Origin of the sequence: Pseudomonas sp. GZD-209 (genome assembly GCF_049310485.1) — a bacterium.
GTDB lineage: Bacteria > Pseudomonadota > Gammaproteobacteria > Pseudomonadales > Pseudomonadaceae > Aquipseudomonas > Aquipseudomonas sichuanensis.
Window position 1 is genome coordinate 1 of the sequence record NZ_JBMOWQ010000077.1, and the last position, 3,821, is coordinate 3,821.

At 64.0% G+C, this 3,821-nt stretch carries 3 protein-coding genes; all 3 read left to right on the plus strand.

All coding sequences use genetic code 11. The features are described from left to right. The first annotated feature begins 266 nt into the window (after window positions 1–266). The 3 genes from cysK (at window position 267) to ACO6VM_RS10795 (ending at window position 3,719) form a co-directional block, all read left to right on the plus strand. Window positions 267–1,241, plus strand: coding sequence for a cysteine synthase A (cysK, locus tag ACO6VM_RS10785; protein WP_347151576.1), 975 nt, complete (start codon window positions 267–269; stop codon window positions 1,239–1,241). A 285-nt stretch (window positions 1,242–1,526) separates the two neighbouring features. Then, window positions 1,527–2,462 (plus strand): aspartyl/asparaginyl beta-hydroxylase domain-containing protein, encoded by a 936-nt coding sequence (locus ACO6VM_RS10790; protein WP_125857791.1) that lies wholly within the window; start codon window positions 1,527–1,529, stop codon window positions 2,460–2,462. A 375-nt stretch (window positions 2,463–2,837) separates the two neighbouring features. Continuing rightward, on the plus strand, window positions 2,838–3,719 hold the full coding sequence (locus ACO6VM_RS10795) for a DMT family transporter (RefSeq protein ID WP_401057701.1): 882 nt from the start codon (window positions 2,838–2,840) through the stop codon (window positions 3,717–3,719). Window positions 3,720–3,821 lie beyond the last annotated feature (102 nt).

Genomic DNA, 3,821 nt, shown 5'->3' on the forward strand with positions numbered 1-3,821 from the left:
CGCGGGGCAAGCCCGCTCCCACGCCCTGAACTGGCAGCGTGGGAGCGGGCTTGCCCCGCGACAGGGGTAGCCAGGGCGACACATGTTTGTGATTTGTCAGCGACTATAACCCCAGCCCCGACGCCTGCAAACGCAGACCCGGTATTCAGTCCCTGAATGGTCCGTCACGAGCGGCCGCCCGGCAGGCGCGATCAGGCTTTACGCTCCCCCGTTGCAGGCTTACCCTGATGTTTTTCCCCGCTCTTTCATGTTCAAGGACACCTGCCATGAGCCGTATCTACGCAGACAACGCCCATTCCATCGGCAACACGCCGCTGGTGCAGATCAACCGCATCGCCCCGCGCGGCGTGACCATCCTGGCCAAGACCGAAGGGCGCAACCCTGGCTACTCGGTGAAGTGCCGGATCGGCGCGAACATGATCTGGGACGCCGAGAGCAGCGGCAAGCTCAAGCCGGGCATGACCATCGTCGAGCCCACCTCGGGCAATACCGGTATCGGCCTGGCCTTCGTGGCCGCCGCCCGCGGCTACAAGCTGATCCTGACCATGCCGGAGTCGATGAGCCTGGAGCGGCGCAAGGTGCTGAAGGCGCTGGGCGCCGAGCTGGTGCTGACCGACAAGGCCAAGGGCATGAAGGGCGCTATCGAGAAGGCCAACGAGATCGTCGCCTCGGACCCTGCGCAGCACTTCCTGCCGGGCCAGTTCGACAACCCGGCCAACCCGGCCATCCATGAGAAGACCACCGGCCCGGAAATCTGGAACGACACCGATGGCGCGGTCGACGTGCTGGTGGCCGGCGTCGGCACCGGCGGCACCATCACCGGGGTGTCGCGCTACATCAAGCACACCCAGGGCAAGGCGATCCTGTCGGTGGCGGTGGAGCCGGTGAATTCGCCGCTGATCAGCCAGACCCTGGCCGGTGAGGAACTCAAGCCCACCCCGCACAAGATCCAGGGCATCGGCGCCGGCTTCGTGCCGAAGAACCTCGACCTGTCGATTGTCGACCAGGTGGAAACGGTGACCGAGGACGAGTCCAAGGCCATGGCCATTCGCCTGATGCAGGAGGAGGGCATCCTCTGTGGCATCTCCTGTGGCGCGGCGATGGCGGCGGCGGTGCGCCTGGCGGAAAAACCGGAAATGCAGGGCAAGACCATCGTCGTGATCCTGCCTGACTCCGGCGAGCGCTACCTGTCCAGCATGCTGTTCAGCGACATGTTCAGCGAGCAGGAAAACCAGCAGTAACCCCTGGCGCTGCTGGGCAGCCCATCGCCGGCAAGCCGGCTCCCACAGGGTATGCGTTGCCTATGTGGGCGCCGGATCAGCGATGGGGCAGGCCGCACCGCTGATCCGGCGCAACCCCCCCTTCTTGTGTTTTTTTTCCCACCCCTCCCCACGTACCCCTTGCTGGCGTTTATTGCACAATCCTTAACACTGCGATCCGCCCCCGGTTGTTTTTACCCGGGACGGATGGGTTTATGATGTCCGGCTATTCGGGGATGGCCAGATTTCCCCTCCAAGGAGTGTTGCATGACCTTTTCCTTTGTCGCCAAGGCCGGTGTATTGCTGGTCTTTTTCGGCAGCGTGCTGTTCGTACACCTGCGCGGCAAGGCGCGTCTGCCGGTGCTGCGCCAGTTCGTCAACCATTCGGCGCTGTTCGCTCCGTACAACAGCCTGATGTACCTGTTCTCCGGCGTGCCTTCCAAGCCGTACCTCGACCGCCAGCGCTTCCCTGAACTGGACGTGCTCAAGGACAACTGGCAAACCATCCGCGAAGAGGCCATGCGCCTGTTCGACGAGGGTTACATCAAGGCCGCGGAAAAAGACAACGATGCCGGCTTCGGCTCGTTTTTCAAGAAGGGCTGGAAGCGTTTCTACCTCAAGTGGTACGACAAAGCGCTGCCGTCGGCCGAGGCGCTGTGCCCCAAGACCGTCGAACTGGTCAACAGCATTCCTAACGTCAAAGGTGCGATGTTTGCCCTGCTGCCCGGCGGCAGCCATCTGAACCCGCACCGTGACCCGTTTGCCGGTTCGCTGCGCTATCACCTGGGCCTGTCCACCCCCAACTCGGACAACTGCCGCATCTACGTCGACGGCCAGCCATACGCCTGGCGCGATGGCGAGGACGTAATGTTCGACGAGACCTTCGTGCACTGGGTGAAGAACGAGACCGAGATGACTCGGGTGATCCTGTTCTGCGATGTCGAGCGCCCGCTCAACAGCCCGTTGATGACCCGCATCAACCGCAAGGTCAGCGCCTTCCTCGGCCGTGCCACCGCACCGCAGAATACCGACGACGAGCGTGTCGGCGGGATCAACCAGGCGTATGCCTGGAGCAAGCGTTTCAGCAATGTGATCAGCTCCCGCGTGAAGCAGTTCAAGCGTGCCAATCCGAAGGCCTACCGCGTGCTGCGGCCAGTGCTGGCGGTGCTGGTGGCCGTTGCGCTGTACCGCTGGTTGTTCTGACCCGCAGGGGTATGCCCGTTCCCCCGCGTGGGAGCGGGCTTGCCCCGCGATGAATACACCGATATATTCCGAAAAATTCACTTCTGCAGAAGACCTGTTCATGCCAGCCATCCCTTCCACCACTGCTTACGTTCTCGCGCCTGTCGCGGGCGTGGTTGTGCGTGGCAGCCAGCAGCCGGCCATGATCAGTCATTACCCACCACCTGTCAGTGGCGTCGTAGGCGGCGTAGCTCCGCCTCCTTGCGTGGTCGTACTGGGCTGATCGGCTTCTGGCCGCATCCCCAGCACACGCAACCTACTGAACACGGTCGGCTATCCCTCGATACGCGATAGAACCGCCCGTACGGCTTTCCTTGCCCATACAGGTGGCAATACATGTCTGTTTTCAACAAAGCATCCGTGGCCTCGGCGGCCACCACCAGCCTGTTCGTCCTGCTGTGGAGCAGCGGGGCGATCGTCTCCAAGCTTGGCCTGGCCCAGGCCAGCCCTTTCGCCTTCCTCCTGCTGCGCTCGGCGCTGGCACTGGCCGGGCTGTTGCTGATCGGCCCGTTGCTGGGGTTGCGCTGGCCACGTAGCCGGGGTGGCATCCTGCGCGCCCTGGGTACCGGTTGCGTGTTACTCGGCGCGTACCAGATCTTCTACCTGCTGGCGTTGAACACCCACGTCACCCCCGGCGTCATGGCCACAGTGATGGGCGTCCAGCCAATCCTCACCGTGGTCCTGATGGAGCGTCAGCGTTCCTGGAGCCGGCTGTTCGGCCTTGGCTTGGGCCTCGGCGGGCTGGTGATGGTGGTCTACCAGGGCATCAACCTGGGTGGCGTCTCGTTGCTCGGGATGCTGTTCGCCTTGCTGGCGCTGGCCAGCATGACCTGCGGCTCGATCCTGCAGAAGCGCATCACCGACAACCCCATGGGCACCTTGCCGCTGCAGTACCTGGCAGGTTTTGCCCTGTGCGCGCTGTTCGCGCCGTTCCAGCCGTTGCAGGTGGCGTGGAATGCCAGCTTCGTGGGTGCGCTGTTGTGGATGGGGCTGGTGGTCTCGTTGCTGGCCACGCTGTTGCTGTACCGGCTGATTGCGCGGGGCAACCTGGTCAATGTCACCAGTCTGTTCTACCTGGTGCCGGCGGTAACGGCGGTGATGGATTTCATCATCTTCGGTAACCGCCTGGCGCCGCTCAGCCTGCTGGGCATGGGGCTGATCGTGGTCGGGCTGCTGTTTGTGTTCCGCAAGCCGGCGTTGCGTACAGCGCAGGCCTGACACCTATGGGAGCGGGGGGGGGGGGGGGGGGGGGGGGGGGGGGGGGGGGGGGGGGGAGGGGGAGGGGGGGGGGGGGGGGGGGAGGGAAAACAGGGGGGGGGG

Excerpts from the sequence above, each read along its gene's own strand:
- cysK (WP_347151576.1), top strand. The coding sequence starts at position 267 with ATGAGCCGTATCTACGCAGACAACGCCCATTCCATCGGCAACACGCCG.
- ACO6VM_RS10790 (WP_125857791.1), top strand. The coding sequence starts at position 1,527 with ATGACCTTTTCCTTTGTCGCCAAGGCCGGTGTATTGCTGGTCTTTTTC.
- ACO6VM_RS10795 (WP_401057701.1), top strand. The coding sequence starts at position 2,838 with ATGTCTGTTTTCAACAAAGCATCCGTGGCCTCGGCGGCCACCACCAGC.